Consider the following 15,931-nt stretch of genomic DNA (forward strand, 5'->3'; position numbering starts at 1 on the left):
GACACGGGACGATCACGACATGGCAGCCGAAGGAACCGCAGGACACGCGCCGACCGCGGGCGAGTACATCGTCCACCACCTGCACCACGCGCAGACCGGTCACCAGACCGGGGTCGTCGACTTCTCGGTCATCAACCTGGACTCGGTGTTCTTCGCCGTCACGCTGGGCATCCTGACCTGCGGCCTGCTGTGGATGGCCGCCCGCAAGGCCACCTCCGGCGTTCCGGGCCGCTTCCAGGCCGCCGTCGAGCTGCTCGTCGAGATGGTCGACAACCAGGCCAAGGACATCGTGCACAACGCCCAGAGCCGCAAGTTCGTCGCCCCGCTGGCGCTGACGGTCTTCATCTGGGTCTTCATGCTCAACGCGATGGACCTGCTGCCGGTCGATCTGCTGCCCTGGCTGTGGCAGACCGCCAGCGGCAACCCCGAGGCCTACCTGCGCGTCGTGCCGACCGCCGACCTGTCGATCACGATGGCGCTGTCGGGCACGGTGCTGCTGCTGTGCCTGTACTACAACCTGAAGATCAAGGGCATCGGCGGCTTCGCGCACGAACTCGTCACCGCGCCGTTCGGCACGAGCAAGAACCCGCTGTTCGCCGTGCTGCTGGGCATCGTCAACCTCGCGATGCAGCTCGTCGAGTTCGTCGCCAAGACCATCTCGCACGGCATGCGGCTGTTCGGCAACATGTATGCCGGCGAGCTGATCTTCCTGCTGATCGCGCTGCTCGGCGGTGCTTTCACCCTTTCCGCCAGCGGTCTGGTGCTGTCCCTGCTGCACATCGTGGCCGGGACCGTCTGGGCCATCTTCCACATCCTGATCATCACGCTGCAGGCGTTCGTGTTCATGATGCTGACGCTGGTGTACATCGGTCAGGCGCACGACTCGCACTGACGGTTAGCCCCGGGGCGGATCCCTGCCCCATCTTCCCCTTTCTCCACTTTCGCATTTAGCAAGGAGTCATCATGGAACTCATCGGTCTCGTCGCTCTCGCCGCCGGCCTGATCATCGGTCTCGGCGCCGCTGGCGCCTGTATCGGTATCGGCGTCATGGGCAGCAAGTACCTCGAATCGGCCGCGCGTCAGCCCGAGCTGATGGGCGAACTGCAAACCAAGATGTTCCTGCTGGTCGGCCTGATCGACGCGTCGTTCATCATCGGCACGGGTATCGCGCTGTGGTTCACCACCGCCAACCCGTTCCTCGGCCAGATCGCCGCCCTGGCGAAGTAATCCGGCACGCGGCCTTCAGCGCCGCGAATCGGACGGCTCAGCGCGACGCAGCCGTTTATCGCCACAAGCGTTTCGAGGACACAAAGTGAGCATCAACGCGACACTGATCATCCAGATGATCGTGTTCCTGATCCTGGTCGGGTTCACGATGAAATTCGTCTGGCCGCCGATCGTCAAGGCGCTCGACGAGCGCGCCGCCAAGATCGCCGACGGTCTGTCGGCGGCCGACAAGGCCAAGTCCGATCTGGCGGCTGCGAACCAGCGCGTCGAGCAGCAACTCTCGGTTGCGCGCAACGATGCCCAGAAGCGTCTCGCCGACGCCGAGCGTCTCGCGCAGCAGATGATCGAGGAAGCCAAGGGGCGTGCCACCGAGGAAGGGGCCAAGATCATCGCTGCGGCGCGAGCCGAAGCCGAGCAGGAAGCCGTGAAGGCCCGCGAAGCGCTGCGCGAACAGGTCGCCGGGCTGGCCGTCAAGGGCGCCGAGCAGATCCTGCGTCGCGAGGTGAATCCCGGCGTTCACGCCGAGCTGCTGTCGCGCCTGAAGGCGGAGCTCTGACATGGCGGAGCTCGCGACTGTCGCCCGGCCGTACGCCGAAGCGCTGTTCCAGGCCGCCGGCGGCGACGCCGCGGCCCTGGCGCCGCAGATCGACGCCCTGGCCGCCGTGGCGGGCAACGCCGAACTGCGCCAGTTCGCCGACCACCCGAAGGTGCCGGCCTCGCAGGTCTACGACGTCATCGCCGGCGTCGTCGGCCAGGCGCTCGACCCGCGCATGGCCAACCTGCTGCGCACCGTCATCGAAAACGGCCGCCTCGTGGCGCTGGCCGAGGTCGCGGCCCAGTTCCGCGCCCTGGTCAACGCCTCCGGCGGCGTCTCCGACGCGACGGTCTACAGCGCGTTCCCGCTCGACGGCGCGCAGCTCGCCGAGGTCACGGCCTCGCTCGAGAAGCGCTTCGGCCGCAAGCTGAACGCGCACGTCGAAGTCGACCCGGAGCTGATCGGCGGCGTGCGCGCCGTCGTCGGCGACGAGGTGCTCGACACCTCGGTCCGCGCCCGTCTCGAACAGATGAAGGCCGCCCTGACCGCCTGACAGCCGTCGAGCGTGCGCCCTTCGAGGAGAACCTATGAACCTGAATCCCGCTGAAATTTCCGAGCTGATCAAGAGCCGCATCGAAGGCCTTGGCGTCTCGACCGACATCCGCAACCAGGGTACGGTCGTCTCGGTGACCGACGGCATCTGCCGCGTTCACGGCCTGTCCGAGGTGATGGCCGGCGAAATGCTGGAGTTCCCGCCCACCGCGAGCGGCCAGCCGACCTACGGCCTGGCTCTGAACCTCGAGCGCGACTCCGTCGGCGCGGTGATTCTGGGCGAGTACGAGCACATCTCCGAAGGCGACACCGTCAAGTGCACGGGCCAGATCCTGTCGGTGCCGGTCGGCCCCGAGCTGATCGGCCGCGTCGTCAACGCGCTCGGCCAGCCGATCGACGGCAAGGGCCCGATCAACGCCAAGATGACCGACGTCATCGAGAAGGTCGCCCCGGGCGTGATCGCGCGTAAATCGGTCGACCAGCCGGTGCAGACCGGCCTGAAGTCGATCGACTCGATGGTGCCGATCGGCCGTGGCCAGCGCGAGCTGATCATCGGCGACCGCCAGACCGGCAAGACCGCGGTGGCGATCGACGCGATCATCAACCAGAAGGGTCAGAACATGACCTGCATCTACGTCGCGATCGGCCAGAAGGCTTCGTCGATCAAGAACGTGGTGCGCTCCCTGGAACAAGCCGGCGCGATGGACTACACCATCGTCGTCGCGGCCTCGGCGTCGGAATCGGCGGCGATGCAATACGTGTCGGCCTACTCTGGCTGCACGATGGGCGAGTACTTCCGCGACCGCGGCCAGGACGCCCTGATCATCTACGACGATCTGTCCAAGCAGGCCGTCGCCTACCGCCAGGTCTCGCTGCTGCTGCGCCGCCCGCCGGGCCGCGAAGCCTTCCCTGGCGACGTGTTCTATCTCCACAGCCGTCTGCTCGAGCGTGCCGCGCGCGTGAACGCCGACTACGTCGAGGCCTTCACCAAGGGCGAGGTCAAGGGCAAGACCGGTTCGCTGACCGCGCTGCCGATCATCGAGACCCAGGCCGGCGACGTGTCCGCCTTCGTGCCGACGAACGTGATCTCGATCACCGACGGCCAGATCTTCCTGGAAACCAACCTGTTCAACGCCGGCATCCGCCCCGCGATCAACGCCGGCATCTCGGTGTCGCGCGTCGGTGGCGCCGCGCAGACCAAGCTGATCAAGAGCCTGTCGGGCGGCATCCGTACCGACCTGGCGCAGTACCGTGAACTGGCCGCGTTCGCGCAGTTCGCCTCGGACCTCGACGCTGCCACCCGCAAGCAGCTCGACCGCGGCGCGCGCGTGACCGAACTGCTCAAGCAGGCCCAGTACTCGCCGCTGCCGATCAGCCTGATGGCCGCGACGCTGTACGCCGCCAACAAGGGCTACCTGGACGACATCGACGTGAAGAAGGTCCTCGCCTTCGAGCACGGCCTGCACCAGCACCTGAAGTCGAGCCACGCCGCACTGCTGGCCAAGCTCGAGAACGACAAGGCGATGGACAAGGCCGCCGAGGAAGAGCTGGCCGGCGCGATCGCCGCGTTCAAGAAGTCCTTCGCCTAACCGGGAGCCCAGACCATGGCGGTCGGCAAGGAAATTCGCGGCAAGATCAAATCGGTGGAGAACACCAAGAAGATCACCAAGGCCATGGAAATGGTCGCCGCCTCCAAGATGCGCAAGGCGCAGGAGCGCATGCGCGCCGCGCGCCCGTACGCCGACAAGGTGCGCAACATCGCTGCGCACCTGTCGGAAGCCAACCCGGAATACAAGTCGCCTTACCTGCGCACCGGCGGCACGACGAAGAAGGTCGGCTTCATCGTCGTGAGCACCGACAAGGGCCTGTGCGGCGGCATGAACACCAACATCCTGCGTGCCGTCACGCAGAAGATGAAGGAAGTTCAGTCGGCCGGCGGCTCGATCGCGACGGTGGCGATCGGCAACAAGGGCTTCGGCTTCCTGAACCGGATCGGCGCGCAGGTCATCAGCCATGCGATCCAGCTCGGCGACGCACCGCAGCTCGAGAAGCTGATCGGCCCGGTCAAGGTCATGCTCGACGCCTTCGTGGCCGGCGAGATCGACGAAGTGCACCTCTGCTACACGAAGTTCATCAACACGATGAAGCAGGAGCCGATGGTCGAGCCGCTGCTGCCGCTGGCGCCCGCGCGCCTGGAGCAGACCGCCTCCGAGAAGAAGGCCTACGCCTGGGACTACATCTACGAGCCCGAGGCGTCGGTGGTCATCGACGACCTGCTCACGCGCTACATCGAGGCCCTGGTCTACCAGGCCGTGGCCGAGAACATGGCCAGCGAGCAGAGCGCGCGCATGGTCGCGATGAAGGCCGCCACGGACAACGCCGGCAACCTGATCGCCGAGCTCAAGCTCGTCTACAACAAGACCCGCCAGGCCGCGATCACGAAGGAACTGACGGAAATCGTGGGTGGCGCCGCCGCCGTCTAAAGATACGAATCGAAGGAAGCTCAAAATGGCACAAGGCAAGATCGTTCAGTGCATCGGCGCCGTCGTGGACGTGGAGTTCCCGCGCGACCAGATGCCCAAGATCTTCGACGCACTGAAGCTCGAAGGCTCGCCGCTGACGCTGGAAGTGCAGCAACAACTCGGCGACGGCGTCGTGCGCACCATCGCGCTCGGCTCGTCGGACGGCCTGCGCCGCGGCCTGATGGTCACCGACACCGGTGCCGGCATCACCGTGCCGGTCGGCAAGGCGACGCTGGGCCGCATCATGGACGTGCTCGGCAACCCGATCGACGAGCGTGGCCCGGTCGACCAGACCCACACCGCGACGATCCACCGCAAGGCCCCGGCCTACGACGAGCTGTCGCCGTCGCAGGAACTGCTGGAAACCGGCATCAAGGTCATCGACCTGATCTGCCCGTTCGCCAAGGGCGGCAAGGTCGGTCTGTTCGGCGGCGCCGGCGTCGGCAAGACCGTCAACATGATGGAGCTCATCAACAACATCGCCAAGGCGCACTCGGGTCTGTCCGTGTTCGCCGGCGTCGGTGAGCGCACCCGCGAGGGCAACGACTTCTATCACGAGATGTCGGACTCCAAGGTCGTCGTGCAGGAGAACCTGTCCGAGTCCAAGGTGGCGATGGTCTACGGCCAGATGAACGAGCCGCCGGGCAACCGTCTGCGCGTGGCGCTGACCGGCCTGACGATGGCCGAGGCCTTCCGCGACGAAGGCCGCGACGTGCTGTTCTTCGTCGACAACATCTACCGCTACACGCTGGCCGGCACCGAAGTGTCCGCGCTGCTGGGCCGCATGCCGTCGGCGGTGGGCTACCAGCCGACGCTGGCCGAGGAAATGGGCCGCCTGCAGGAGCGCATCACCTCGACCAAGGTCGGCTCGATCACCTCGATCCAGGCCGTGTACGTCCCTGCGGACGACCTGACCGACCCGTCGCCGGCCACGACCTTCGCCCACTTGGACGCCACCGTCGTTCTGTCGCGTGACATCGCCGCGCTGGGTATCTACCCCGCCGTCGACCCGCTGGACTCGACCTCGCGCCAGATCGACCCGAACGTCGTCGGCGAGGAGCACTACAGCACGACGCGTGCGGTGCAGGCCACGCTGCAGCGCTACAAGGAACTGCGCGACATCATCGCGATCCTGGGCATGGACGAGCTGTCGCCGGAAGACAAGCTGGCTGTCGCCCGCGCCCGCAAGATCCAGCGCTTCCTGTCGCAGCCCTTCCACGTCGCCGAGGTGTTCACGGGCACGCCGGGCAAGTACGTGCCGCTGAAGGAAACGATCCGCGGCTTCAAGATGATCGTCAACGGCGAGTGCGACCACCTGCCGGAGCAGGCCTTCTACATGGTCGGCACGATCGACGAAGCCTTCGAGAAGGCCAAGAAGATCCAGTAAGCGGCCCCCGGGGCGCCTGGCGCCCCGCCGCTTCCTGATCCTTCTTCCATCCGAGGACCCCCATGGCCAAGACCATTCACGTCGACGTCGTCTCCGCCGAGGAGAGCATCTTCTCGGGCGAGGCCAAGTTCGTCGCGCTGCCGGGCGAGAACGGCGAGCTCGGCATCCTGCCGCGCCACACGCCGCTGATCACCCGCATCAAGCCGGGCGCGGTGCGCATCGAGCGCGCCGACAACGGCGAGGAGGAGTTCGTCTTCGTCGCCGGCGGCATCCTGGAAGTGCAGCCCAACGTCGTGACGGTGCTCGCCGACACGGCCATCCGCGGCCACGACCTCGACGAGGCCAAGGCCACCGAGGCCAAGCGCCTGGCCGAGGAAGCGATGCGCAACGCCAAGAGCGACATCGACCTGGCGAAGGCGCAGAGCGAGTTCGCGGCCATGGCCGCGCAGATCGCCGCGATCCAGAAGCTGCGCCGCAAGTAAGCTGCGACGTCCGCACGACGGGCCGCCCGCGCGAGAGCGCCGGCGGCCTTTTCATTGGCCGCATGCCGGGGGCATCATCGGCGCATGGGCAAGAAGACGAAACACGGCGACGGCACCAACGGCAAGATCTCCAAGGCCGATTACCTGGCGCAGCTCGAGCCGCTGGAGCTGCAGCTCAACGACCTCGCGCGCTGGCTGCAGCACACCGGCAAACGCCTGCTGGTGCTGATCGAGGGCCGCGACACCGCCGGCAAGGGCGGCGTCATCTCGGCGATCTCCTCGACGCTGAACCCGCGCCAGTGCCGCACCGTCGCACTGCCCAAGCCGACCGAGCGCCAAGCCACGCAGTGGTACTTCCAGCGTTATGTCGCGCACCTGCCGGCCGCCGGCGAGATCGTGCTCTTCGACCGCAGCTGGTACAACCGCGCCGGCGTCGAGCGCGTGATGGGCTACTGCAGCGAGGCCCAGGCCAAGGCGTTCCTGAAACAGGCGCCGGTGTTCGAGAAGCTGCTCGTCGACGACGGCATCCTGCTGCTGAAGTACTGGCTCACCGTCGACCAGGAACGCCAGGAGCTGCGTTTCGCCGACCGCCTGGCCGACCCGCTCAAGCGCTGGAAGCTCTCGCCGGTGGACCTGCAGGCGCGCACGCGCTACGCCGAATACGGCCACGCCCGCGACGTGATGCTCAAGGCCACTCACACCGCGCACGCGCCGTGGACGCTGGTCGACTTCAACGACCAGCGCATCGGGCGCCTGCGCCTGATCCGCGACCTGATCGACCGCATCCCCGACCGCAAGGTGCCCGAGGCGAAGCTCGAGTTCCCGCCGCTGGGGCACCCGCCGCTGGTCGAACGTTTCGACGGGCCGCTCAAGCCGATCTGAACGCCTGCCGGCGCGCTGCGGCGCCGTGCCGCCCGGGCTTTAGAATCCGATGCGAACGCTTCGCATTCCCAGCCGAAGCCCTGTCCCGTGCAGCATGACCCAGGCCCTGAGCCCCCCCCACCACGAGGTCGCCGGCCTGTACCGCGAGCACCATGGCTGGCTGCACGGCTGGCTCTGGCGCAAGCTGGGCAATGCCTTCGAGGCCGCCGACCTGGCGCAGGACACCTTCATGCGCCTGCTCTGCTCGCCCGCCCACCCCGACGCCGGCCCTCTGCACGAGCCGCGGGCCTATCTCGCGACGGTGGCGCGGCGCCTGCTGCTCAACCACCTGCGGCGCCAGTCTCTGGAGGCGGCGTATCTGCAGGCCCTGCACGCCCTGCCGCCGGCCCACCAGCCCTCGCCCGAACAGCGGGTTCTCACGCTGGAGGCGCTGCAGGAGGTCGACGCCATGCTCGACGGCCTGCCGCCGAAGGTGCGCACGGTCTTCGTGCTGGCCCAGGTCGAGGGCCTGAGCTACGCCGACATCGCCGCCGAACTCGGCATCGGGCTGCGCTCGGTGAAGCGCTACATGGCGCAGGCGATGGCCGAGTGCATCTTGCTGGGCGCATGAGGCCCCAGGCTGCCCCGATGAGCGCAGCGCAGCAGTCCGTGCTCACGCGCGAGGTGGCGATGCAGGCGGCCGAGTGGTTCGTGCGGCTGAACGCGGGCGGCGCGAGTGCCGCCGACCACGACGCCCTGGCCGCCTGGCGCGCCCAGGCCCCGGCGCATGAACTCGCCTGGCAGCGCGCCCAGCAGGTGAGCCGTCAGGCGGCCGCCGTGCCCGCCGTGCTGGCGCGGCCGACGCTCGCGCGGCCGCAACGCCGGCGCCAGCTGCGCACGCTGGCGCTGCTGATCGCGGCCCCGGGGGCCGGCTGGCTGGGTTGGCAGACGCTACCCGCCGCGTCGCGCGCCTCGGCCGCGTACACCACGGCCACCGGCGAGTGGCGGCCATGGACGCTGGCCGACGGCAGCCGCATGGTGCTGGACACCGCCAGCGCCGCCGACGCGCACTTCGGCCCCGACCTGCGCCGGCTGCAGCTGCACGCCGGCGCGCTGCTCGTCGAGACCGCGCGCGACCCGCGGCAGCCGCCACGGCCCTTCGTCGTCGACGTCGACGCCGGCCGCGTGCGCGCGCTCGGCACACGTTTCACGGTCCGGCTGCACGACGAGCGCTGCCAGGTCGCGGTGCTGGACGGCGCAGTGGATATCGCGCCGCGCGACGGCGCTGCAACACGGCGCCTGCACGCCGGCGAACAGGCCGTGTTCGACCGCCGCGCGGTGCAGCCAGCGCACGCGGCGCCGCCCGCCGCGGCCCTCTGGGCACGCGGCGTCCTGGCCGTCGACGACATGCGCCTGGACGAGTTCCTCGCCGAGCTGTCGCGCTACCGCCCCGGCATGATCCGCTGCGAGCCCGCGGTGGCCGGGCTGCGCCTGAGCGGCGCCTTCATGCTCAACGACACCGACGCCGTGCTGGACAACCTCGCCCGGCTGCTGCCGGTGCGTGTGCTCGAACGCACGCGCTACTGGATCACGGTCGCCCCGCGCGGCGCACGCTGAAACCGCCTGCTGGCCCCTTTCGAACCCTTCGCGTGTCCTGTTCGATGGCAGCTCCCTGCCTGACAGCGACCACAGCGAAGGAACCCCCATGACCCCAGGACCCCGCAGCCGCCGCGCGCAGACGCGCCGCCGGCCCGGCGCCATGCCCCTGAGCCGCGCCGCCGGCGCCTGTGCCACCGTGCTCGCGCTCGGCGCGATGCCCTCGGCGATCCCCGCCGCCCACGCCCAGTCGGCGGCCGTGCAGGCGGCCGCCGACACGGCCACCCACGACTTCCAGGTGCCCGCCGGCCCGCTGGGCGCCGCGCTGCCGGTGTTCGCCGCGGCGGCGGGCGTGAGTGTCAGCGCCGATCCCGCCGTGCTGGGCGAGCGCCGCACCCGCGGCCTGCAGGGGCGCCACACGACCGCCGACGGCTTGCGCCTGCTGCTCGACGGCACCGGGCTGCAGGCGCTCGCGCTCGGGCCGGGGGGCTACGTGCTGCGTGCAGCCTCCGCCCAGGCCGGCAGCGAGACCGCCGCCGCGCAGAGCCTGCCGGCGCTCACGGCGCGCGCCGCCGCCGACCCCGCCGCCACCGAGGGCACGGGCTCGTACACCACGCGCCGCATGAACACGGCCGCCCGCCTGCCGATGTCGGTGCGCGAGACGCCGCAGTCGGTCAGCGTGCTCACGCGCAGCCAGATCGAGGACCAGAACCTGACGACGCTGGACGATGCGGTGCGCAACGTCACCGGCCTGACGATGCAGAAGGGCTACTACGCCGGCGAGTCGGGCAGCTTCAGCGCCCGCGGCTTCGCCGTCTCCAACCTGCTGATCGACGGCCTGCCGACCAGCACCGGGGCCAACGGCACCTTCAACGCCGACAACGACTCGCTGGACATCTACGACCGCGTCGAAGTCGTGCGCGGCGCCACCGGGCTGACCACCGGCGCCGGCACGCCGTCGGCCGCGATCAACCTCGTGCGCAAGCGCCCGACGGAGGAGTTCCAGGGCAGCGTCAGCCTGAGCCTGGGCCGCTGGAACAACGTGCGCAGCGTCGCCGACGTCGGCGGGCCGCTGAACGAGGCCGGCACGCTGCGCGGCCGCGCCGTCGTCAGCGCCCAGGACAGCGAGCGTTTCTACGACACCGCGCACGACCGCAACCACCTCTTCTACGCCATCGTCGAGGCCGACCTGACACCGGCCACCGTGGCCACCCTCGGGCTGTACCACCGCAAGGTGGACAACGACGGCTTCATCCCGGGGCAGCCGACCGCGGCCGACGGCAGCTTCCTGCCCGGGCTGGACCGCTCGAGCAACTACGCCAACGACTTCGACTACTGGCACCAGACCGACAACACCGCCTTCGCCGAACTCGAGCACCGCTTCGCCGGTGGCTGGCAGGCCCGCCTGGCCGCCACCTGGAAGCGCCCGGAGCAGGACATGGTGTACTCCAACCTGAGCCGCATCGACGGCGTGCTGCACCAGGACACCCAGCACTACCGGCTGGACAACCGGCAGGACAGCTACGACGCCTCGCTGCAGGGGCCGTTCGAGCTCTGGGGCCGGCGCCACGAACTCGTGCTCGGCGCCAGCTACCGCCGCTACGACAACCGCAACTGGGGCGGCTGGGCCGATTACGCCTGGAGCGCCGACGGCCCGGTGGTCGATCCCTACGACTGGGACGCCTCGGCGGTCGCCGAGCCCGACATCGACATGTCGCTGTGGCGCTACTCGTACACGACGCGCCAGAAGGCGCTCTACGCGGCGACGCGGCTGCAGCTCGCCGATCCGCTGAAGCTGGTGCTCGGTGCGCGCCTGAGCGCCTACGAGTTCCGCAACCACGGCAACGGCACGGGCTACGAGGTCGACGACGAGTTCACGCCGTACGCCGGGCTGGTCTACGAGATCGACGCGCGGCATTCGGCCTACGCCAGCTGGACCGAGATCTTCGAGCCCCAGTCCAGCCGCGACCGCGACGGCCAGCTGCTCGACCCGATCACCGGGCGCAACTACGAGCTCGGGGTCAAGGGCGAGTACCTCGACGGCCGCCTCAACGCCAGCCTCGCCGTGTTCCTGATCGAACAGCGCAACCGCGCCACCGACGACCTCGACGGCCCCAACCCCTGCCCCGGCAGCAGCTGGGGCTACTGCAAGCGCGCCTCGGGGGAAGTCGAGAGCAAGGGCGTCGAGATGGAGCTCAGCGGCGCGCTGACCCCGGCCTGGCAGCTCACGGCCGGCTACACCTACGCCGCCGCCAAGTACACGCAGGACAGCAACGCCGCCAACATCGGCCGGCTCTACGACAGCGACCTGCCGCGCCACCAGTTCAAGCTGTCGACGCGCTACCGGCTGCCGGGTGAACTCTCGCGCTGGCGTGTCGGCGCCAAGGTCTACGCCCAGAACAGCGTGGTCTCGAGCGACGACAGCCGCATCCGCCAGGGCGGCTGGGCGGTCTGGGGCCTGAGCGCGGGCTACCAGGCGAGCCCGGCGCTGGACCTGCAGCTCAACGTCGACAACGTCTTCGACCGGCGCTACTACGAGACCCTCGGCTGGGCGACCGGCGGCAACGTGTTCGGCTCGCCGCGGGCCGCGACGCTGACCGCGCGCTATTTCTTCTAGCGCCGGGCCGGCGCGCCGCCGTCAGCGCACGTGCGGCGCGTCGGGCAGCTCGTTCGGGTTGCGCTCGCCCTCGGCCAGCGGGAAGTGGCGCACCAGCAGCGTGTCGACGGCATCGATCGCCTGCGCCAGCCCGTCCTCGAAACGCCCGGCGCGGAAAGCCTCGCGCATCGTCGCGACGACCGTCTCCCAGTGGCCGGCCGGCGCGTGACGCATCACGCCGCGGTCGGCGACGACCTCGATCGCGTGATCAGCCAGCAGCAGGTAGATCAGCACGCCGTTGTTGGCCTCGGTGTCCCAGACGCCGAGTTCGGCGAACACCGCGAGTGCCCGCTCGCGCACCGGCCGCTGCAGCCACGGCCAGGGCAGCCCGGCTTCGATGCACAGCCGGATCTCGCCCGAATGCCGGGCCTCGCTGGCGCGCACACGCTCGCCCAGGCGCGCCATCGCCGCAGCGTCCAGCACCCGGCGCACGTCGCCCTCGTCGGCGAACAGATGGCGCCACCCGCGTGCGATGTCCATCACCAGCCTCCCGAGGCGCCGCCGCCGCCGAAACTGCCACCACCACCGGAGGAAAAACCTCCGCCGCCGAAACCACCACCGCCGCCACCGCCGAAGCCGCCTCCTCCGCCCCAGCCGCCGCCTCCCCAGCCGCCACCGCCGCGGCCCGAGCCGCCGCCGATCTGGCGCAGCACCGACGCGAAGCTGAAGACCAGGCCGAGCACCAGTGCGGCGACGCCGACCCCCGCCGCGACCAGCACGCTGGCCGTCACCCACCACGCGACGCCGCCGGCGATGCCGGCCGTCAGCGGCACGCCGAGCTTGCGGCCGAGCGCCCGCGACAGCACCGTCGCCATCACCGGCACGCCGAAGAACAGCAGCAGCCCCCAGTCCTGGATCTGCGTGCCGTCCTCGCCGCGTGCGGCACCACCTTCGGGCGCCGGCAGCTGCTCGCCGCGGATGCGCGCGATCAGCTGGTCGACGCCGGCGTCCAGCCCGCCGGCGTAGTCGCCCTCGCGGAACGCGGGCCGGATCGCCCGGTCGATGATCTGGCGCGCCGCCAGGTCGGGGATCGCGCCTTCGAGCGCCCGCGCGACCTCGATGCGCACGCGCCGGTCGCCCATCGAGACCAGCACCAGCACGCCGTCGCCGACCTCGCGCCGGCCGATCTTCCACTGGTCGGCCACGCGCCAGGCGTAGGCGGCGATGTCCTCGGGCGCGGTGTCGGGCACGATCAGCACGACGATCTGCGGCCCGGCCTCGGCCTCGAAGGCGGCCAGCTTGGCTTCGAGCGCGTCGCGCGCCGCCGGCGCCAGCGTCGCCGTCTGGTCGATGACACGCGCCGTCAGCGCCGGCACGGGCTTCAGCCCGCCCTGGGCGAAGACCGCCGGAACGAACAGCGCCAGCCCCAGGGCCAGCGCGCGCAGCAGGCGCTGCATGGTCAGGCGCTCACCGGGACGCCGGGCTCTCGAAGTTCACCGCCGGCGGCCGGCTGATCGCCGCCTCGTCCTGGACCTGCAGACTGGGCTTGACCTCGTAGCCGAAGACCATCGCCGTCAGGTTGTTCGGGAAGCTGCGTGCGAGCACGTTGTACTCCTGCACCGCCTGGATGTACTGGTTGCGCGCGACGGTGATGCGGTTCTCGGTGCCTTCGAGCTGCACACGCAGGTCCTGGAAGCCCTGGTTGGCGCGCAGGGCGGGATAGTTCTCGCTGACCACCAGCAGGCGCGACAGCGCGCCCGACAGCTCGCCCTGCGCCGCCTGGAACTTGCGGAAGGCCTCGGGGTTGTCGACCAGCTCGGGCGTGGCCTGGATCGACGTGGCCCGCGCGCGCGCCTCGACGACTCGGGTCAGCGTCTCCTGCTCGAAGCTGGCCTCGCCCTTGACGGTGGCGACCAGGTTGGGCACCAGGTCGGCGCGGCGCTGGTACTGGTTCAGCACCTCGGCCCAGCGCGACTTGGTCTGCTCGTCCAGGCGCTGGAAGTCGTTGTAGCCGCAGCCCGACAGGGCCAGCACGACGCCGAACACCGCGATCCACCTCGTCAATCCCATTGCGTCCTCCTTCTTGGGCGCCCGATGCTACGACGGCCGACGGCCCCACGGGCGGCGCTGGCCTGCGGCGGCTACGATCGCTCACGATGTCCGCCGCCCCCCTGCCGCCGCCTGCCCGTTGCCTCGCACCGCGCGAGCGCGCGCTCGTCGTCGGAGCCGGCGGCGTGCTGGGCTCGGCGCTGCTGGCCGAGGCGCTCGTCGCGGGGCGTTTTGCCCAGGTGGCGGCGCTGGTCGCGGCGCCGCTGGCAGCGACGCTGGAGGGCTTCGCCGCGCTGCCCGAGGCCGCACTGGACGCGCCGGCGGCGCCGGTCGCCGACATCGCCTTCGTCGTCCTCGAACGTGACCGCCATGCCAACGGCCGCGACGACGCCTTCGTGCGCCCGGACCCGGCGCAGCTGCCGGCACTGGCTGCGCGGCTGCAGGCCGCCGGCGTGCGCCGGCTGGTCGTCGTCGTGCCGCACGCGCCGGCGCTGCTGCCGGCTGCGCTGGCCCAGGGCTTCGCGTCGCAGACCGAACACGCGGTCGCGGCGCTGGACTTCGAACACTGCGTCTTCCTGCGTGCAGCGCAGGGCGCGACGCCCGAGGCCGGGCGCTCCGGCGTCGAGCGCCTGGTCGGCTGGTGGCTGTCGCAGCTGCGCTGGATGATCCCGGCCCCGCAGGCGGCGGTGCGCACGGTGCGCCTGGCGCAGCTGGTCGTGGCGATCGGCCGGCTGCTGCCCGCCACGGCGCCGGGCACACGCGTGCTGGCGCCCGAGCAACTGGCCGACGCCGCACGCGAGCCTGACGAGAACCAAGCCGAGATCAAACTGGCGGCGGCACTGGCACGGCGATAATTCGCCGATGTTCGCCCCCCTCCAAAACGACCAGTTCCTGCGCGCGTGCCTGCGCCAGCCCACGACCCACACGCCGCTCTGGCTGATGCGCCAGGCCGGTCGTTACCTGCCGGAGTACCGCGCCACGCGCGAGAAGGCGGGCAACAGCTTCATGGGTCTGGCCACCAACCCGCAGTACGCCACCGAGGTGACGCTGCAGCCGCTGGACCGCTACGCGCTGGACGCGGCGATCCTGTTCTCCGACATCCTGGTCGTGCCCGACGCGATGGGCCTGGGCCTGAGCTTCGGTGCCGGCGAAGGCCCGCGTTTCGCACATCCGGTGCGTGACGAAGCCGCGGTCGCGGCGCTGCAGGTGCCCGACCTGGACAAGCTGCGCTACGTCTTCGACGCCGTGACGCTGATCCGCAAGTCGCTCAACGGCCGCGTGCCGCTGATCGGCTTCTCCGGCAGCCCCTGGACGCTGGCCAGCTACATGGTCGAAGGCGCCGGCTCGGACGACTACCGCATCATCAAGCAGATGCTGTACGCGCGCCCCGACCTGCTGCACCGCATCCTCGACGTCAACGCCCAGGCCGTCACCGCCTACCTGAACCAGCAGATCGAATGCGGCGCCCAGGCGGCGATGATCTTCGACAGCTGGGGCGGCGTGCTCGCCGACGGCGCCTTCCAGGAATTCAGCCTCGAGTACACGCGCCGCGTCGTCGCCGGCCTGAAGCGCGAACACGACGGCCAGAAGATCCCGGTCATCGTCTTCACCAAGGGCGGCGGCATCTGGCTCGAGCAGATCGCCGCGATCGGCGCCGACGTCGTCGGCCTGGACTGGACGGCCAACCTGGGCGACGCCCGCCGTCGCACCGGCGACCGCGTCGCGCTGCAGGGCAACCTGGACCCGGCGGTGCTGTTCTCGACGCCCGAAGTCATCGCCAAGGAAGCGGCCAAGGTGCTGGACAGCTTCGGCGCCCCGCAGCGTGCCGACGGCGGCTGGGGCGGCCACGTCTTCAACCTCGGCCACGGCATCAGCCAGCACACGCCGCCGGATCACGTCACCGCGCTCGTCGAAGCGGTGCACAACCATGGCCGCCTGCTTCGCGCGGCCGGTAAGTGAGTGCTCAGGGCAGCGTTTGCCCTTCTCGAAGGCTTGACTTATCCCCAGAATAGGTGCTGCGCCCAGGCGCCGCACCGTCCCCGACACAACGGCCCCTCCGGGGCCGTTTGTCTTCGCTAAGTTATTGATTTTTATAGGCTCGGTTGGCTGCCGCTAAAACGCGCA

At 70.0% G+C, this 15,931-nt stretch carries 17 protein-coding genes; 14 read left to right on the forward strand and 3 right to left on the reverse strand.

Features of this window, described 5'->3' with window-relative positions:
- Window positions 1-19: 19 nt before the first annotated feature.
- The 12 genes from atpB (at window position 20) to EV684_RS21280 (ending at window position 11,779) form a co-directional block, all read left to right on the forward strand.
- On the forward strand, window positions 20-892 hold the full coding sequence (atpB, locus tag EV684_RS21225) for a F0F1 ATP synthase subunit A (protein WP_132649347.1): 873 nt from the start codon (window positions 20-22) through the stop codon (window positions 890-892).
- A gap of 71 nt (window positions 893-963) precedes the next feature.
- Entirely contained in the window at window positions 964-1,227 is a 264-nt protein-coding gene (gene atpE, locus EV684_RS21230; protein ID WP_009858582.1) for a F0F1 ATP synthase subunit C, read from the forward strand.
- Window positions 1,228-1,312: 85 nt separating this feature from the next.
- Window positions 1,313-1,783: a F0F1 ATP synthase subunit B gene (locus tag EV684_RS21235; protein WP_132649348.1), complete on the forward strand. Its 471-nt coding sequence runs from the start codon at window positions 1,313-1,315 to the stop codon at window positions 1,781-1,783.
- Window position 1,784: 1 nt separating this feature from the next.
- Window positions 1,785-2,315 (forward strand): F0F1 ATP synthase subunit delta, encoded by a 531-nt coding sequence (locus EV684_RS21240; RefSeq protein WP_132649349.1) that lies wholly within the window; start codon window positions 1,785-1,787, stop codon window positions 2,313-2,315.
- A gap of 34 nt (window positions 2,316-2,349) precedes the next feature.
- Window positions 2,350-3,903, forward strand: coding sequence for a F0F1 ATP synthase subunit alpha (atpA, locus tag EV684_RS21245; RefSeq protein ID WP_132649350.1), 1,554 nt, complete (start codon window positions 2,350-2,352; stop codon window positions 3,901-3,903).
- 15 nt (window positions 3,904-3,918) lie between these two features.
- Window positions 3,919-4,797 carry a F0F1 ATP synthase subunit gamma gene (gene atpG, locus EV684_RS21250; RefSeq protein ID WP_132649351.1) on the forward strand — a complete coding sequence of 293 codons (879 nt, stop codon included), beginning with the start codon at window positions 3,919-3,921 and terminating at the stop codon, window positions 4,795-4,797.
- A 25-nt stretch (window positions 4,798-4,822) separates the two neighbouring features.
- On the forward strand, window positions 4,823-6,223 hold the full coding sequence (atpD, locus tag EV684_RS21255) for a F0F1 ATP synthase subunit beta (protein WP_132649352.1): 1,401 nt from the start codon (window positions 4,823-4,825) through the stop codon (window positions 6,221-6,223).
- A 62-nt stretch (window positions 6,224-6,285) separates the two neighbouring features.
- On the forward strand, window positions 6,286-6,705 hold the full coding sequence (locus EV684_RS21260) for a F0F1 ATP synthase subunit epsilon (protein ID WP_009858588.1): 420 nt from the start codon (window positions 6,286-6,288) through the stop codon (window positions 6,703-6,705).
- An 84-nt stretch (window positions 6,706-6,789) separates the two neighbouring features.
- Window positions 6,790-7,587 carry a polyphosphate kinase 2 gene (gene ppk2 / locus EV684_RS21265; protein WP_132649353.1) on the forward strand — a complete coding sequence of 266 codons (798 nt, stop codon included), beginning with the start codon at window positions 6,790-6,792 and terminating at the stop codon, window positions 7,585-7,587.
- Window positions 7,588-7,681: 94 nt separating this feature from the next.
- The gene (locus EV684_RS21270; protein WP_132649354.1) at window positions 7,682-8,197 is read left to right on the forward strand and encodes a sigma-70 family RNA polymerase sigma factor; all 516 of its coding nucleotides are present in this window, start codon (window positions 7,682-7,684) and stop codon (window positions 8,195-8,197) included.
- A 17-nt stretch (window positions 8,198-8,214) separates the two neighbouring features.
- On the forward strand, window positions 8,215-9,183 hold the full coding sequence (locus EV684_RS21275; protein ID WP_132649355.1) for a FecR domain-containing protein: 969 nt from the start codon (window positions 8,215-8,217) through the stop codon (window positions 9,181-9,183).
- An 88-nt stretch (window positions 9,184-9,271) separates the two neighbouring features.
- Window positions 9,272-11,779, forward strand: coding sequence for a TonB-dependent siderophore receptor (locus EV684_RS21280; RefSeq protein ID WP_200222457.1), 2,508 nt, complete (start codon window positions 9,272-9,274; stop codon window positions 11,777-11,779).
- Between the two features lie 21 nt (window positions 11,780-11,800).
- On the opposite strand, the gene EV684_RS21285 is transcribed toward EV684_RS21280, so the two are convergent.
- From EV684_RS21285 to EV684_RS21295, 3 genes are read right to left on the reverse strand one after another with little or no spacing between them, the layout of a single operon-like run.
- Complete coding sequence (locus EV684_RS21285) at window positions 11,801-12,298, reverse strand: TPM domain-containing protein (protein WP_132649356.1); 498 nt, start codon at window positions 12,296-12,298, stop codon at window positions 11,801-11,803.
- The gene (locus EV684_RS21290; RefSeq protein WP_132649357.1) at window positions 12,298-13,215 is read right to left on the reverse strand and encodes a TPM domain-containing protein; all 918 of its coding nucleotides are present in this window, start codon (window positions 13,213-13,215) and stop codon (window positions 12,298-12,300) included. The genes EV684_RS21285 and EV684_RS21290 overlap by 1 nt, the downstream gene beginning before the upstream one ends.
- 10 nt (window positions 13,216-13,225) lie before the next feature.
- Window positions 13,226-13,828 (reverse strand): LemA family protein, encoded by a 603-nt coding sequence (locus tag EV684_RS21295; RefSeq protein ID WP_132649358.1) that lies wholly within the window; start codon window positions 13,826-13,828, stop codon window positions 13,226-13,228.
- An 86-nt stretch (window positions 13,829-13,914) separates the two neighbouring features.
- Between EV684_RS21295 and EV684_RS21300 the strand changes: the two genes are divergently transcribed.
- Together EV684_RS21300 and hemE are read left to right on the forward strand one after the other, a co-directional pair.
- Window positions 13,915-14,661, forward strand: coding sequence for a Rossmann-fold NAD(P)-binding domain-containing protein (locus EV684_RS21300; RefSeq protein ID WP_132649359.1), 747 nt, complete (start codon window positions 13,915-13,917; stop codon window positions 14,659-14,661).
- A 7-nt stretch (window positions 14,662-14,668) separates the two neighbouring features.
- Window positions 14,669-15,766 carry a uroporphyrinogen decarboxylase gene (gene hemE, locus EV684_RS21305; RefSeq protein WP_132649360.1) on the forward strand — a complete coding sequence of 366 codons (1,098 nt, stop codon included), beginning with the start codon at window positions 14,669-14,671 and terminating at the stop codon, window positions 15,764-15,766.
- Window positions 15,767-15,931 lie beyond the last annotated feature (165 nt).

The organism is Rubrivivax gelatinosus (genome assembly GCF_004340905.1).
In the GTDB taxonomy this organism is placed as follows: domain Bacteria; phylum Pseudomonadota; class Gammaproteobacteria; order Burkholderiales; family Burkholderiaceae_C; genus Rubrivivax; species Rubrivivax gelatinosus.

Coding starts and splice junctions, on each gene's coding strand:
- atpB (WP_132649347.1), top strand. CDS start 20: ATGGCAGCCGAAGGAACCGCAGGACACGCGCCGACCGCGGGCGAGTAC.
- atpE (WP_009858582.1), top strand. CDS start 964: ATGGAACTCATCGGTCTCGTCGCTCTCGCCGCCGGCCTGATCATCGGT.
- EV684_RS21240 (WP_132649349.1), top strand. CDS start 1,785: ATGGCGGAGCTCGCGACTGTCGCCCGGCCGTACGCCGAAGCGCTGTTC.
- atpA (WP_132649350.1), top strand. CDS start 2,350: ATGAACCTGAATCCCGCTGAAATTTCCGAGCTGATCAAGAGCCGCATC.
- atpG (WP_132649351.1), top strand. CDS start 3,919: ATGGCGGTCGGCAAGGAAATTCGCGGCAAGATCAAATCGGTGGAGAAC.
- atpD (WP_132649352.1), top strand. CDS start 4,823: ATGGCACAAGGCAAGATCGTTCAGTGCATCGGCGCCGTCGTGGACGTG.
- EV684_RS21260 (WP_009858588.1), top strand. CDS start 6,286: ATGGCCAAGACCATTCACGTCGACGTCGTCTCCGCCGAGGAGAGCATC.
- ppk2 (WP_132649353.1), top strand. CDS start 6,790: ATGGGCAAGAAGACGAAACACGGCGACGGCACCAACGGCAAGATCTCC.
- EV684_RS21270 (WP_132649354.1), top strand. CDS start 7,682: ATGACCCAGGCCCTGAGCCCCCCCCACCACGAGGTCGCCGGCCTGTAC.
- EV684_RS21275 (WP_132649355.1), top strand. CDS start 8,215: ATGAGCGCAGCGCAGCAGTCCGTGCTCACGCGCGAGGTGGCGATGCAG.
- EV684_RS21280 (WP_200222457.1), top strand. CDS start 9,272: ATGACCCCAGGACCCCGCAGCCGCCGCGCGCAGACGCGCCGCCGGCCC.
- EV684_RS21285 (WP_132649356.1), bottom strand. CDS start 12,298: ATGGACATCGCACGCGGGTGGCGCCATCTGTTCGCCGACGAGGGCGAC.
- EV684_RS21290 (WP_132649357.1), bottom strand. CDS start 13,215: ATGCAGCGCCTGCTGCGCGCGCTGGCCCTGGGGCTGGCGCTGTTCGTT.
- EV684_RS21295 (WP_132649358.1), bottom strand. CDS start 13,828: ATGGGATTGACGAGGTGGATCGCGGTGTTCGGCGTCGTGCTGGCCCTG.
- EV684_RS21300 (WP_132649359.1), top strand. CDS start 13,915: ATGTCCGCCGCCCCCCTGCCGCCGCCTGCCCGTTGCCTCGCACCGCGC.
- hemE (WP_132649360.1), top strand. CDS start 14,669: ATGTTCGCCCCCCTCCAAAACGACCAGTTCCTGCGCGCGTGCCTGCGC.